The following is a 510-nucleotide window of genomic DNA, read 5'->3' as shown; positions in this document are numbered from 1 at the left end:
TCGACGATGCTGAGCGGCTCGCCGGCTACGGCGTGGCGACGGTCCACGAGGCGATGGGCCGTACCGGGTACCTCGGTGCTTCGATCCGGCCGGCGTGGCCGGGCGCCCGCATCGGCGGAACCGCGGTCACCGTGCTGTGCTGGCCCGGCGACAATCTCATGATCCACGTCGCCGTCGAGCAGTGCCGGCCCGGGGACGTCCTCGTCGTGACCACCAACTCGGAGTCGACCGACGGGCTCTTCGGGGAGCTGTTCGCCACGGCGCTGCAGCATCGTGGTGTCCGGGGCGTCGTCCTGGAGTGCGGGATCCGTGACACGGCCGAGCTGCGCGAGATGGGCTTCCCGGCCTGGTCCCGGGCCGTGAGCGCCCAGGGGTCGGTCAAGGCGACAGCCGGCGCCGTGAACGTGCCCGTGGTGCTCGGCGGTCAGATCGTGCACCCCGGCGACGTCGTGCTGGCCGACGACGACGGGGCGATGGTGGTGCCACGCGGCGACGTGTCTCGGGCGCTGA

Annotated in this window: 1 protein-coding gene; it reads left to right on the top strand. The window is 72.5% G+C overall.

Features of this window, described 5'->3' with window-relative positions; all coding sequences use genetic code 11:
• Window positions 1–510 (top strand): 4-carboxy-4-hydroxy-2-oxoadipate aldolase/oxaloacetate decarboxylase (locus ELR45_RS25130; protein WP_205857234.1); only part of this gene is annotated, 510 nt, incomplete at both ends.

The sequence above is a fragment of the Phytoactinopolyspora endophytica genome (assembly GCF_004138495.1).
In the GTDB taxonomy this organism is placed as follows: domain Bacteria; phylum Actinomycetota; class Actinomycetes; order Jiangellales; family Jiangellaceae; genus Phytoactinopolyspora; species Phytoactinopolyspora endophytica.
This window is presented reverse-complemented; position numbering and strand designations above follow the sequence as displayed.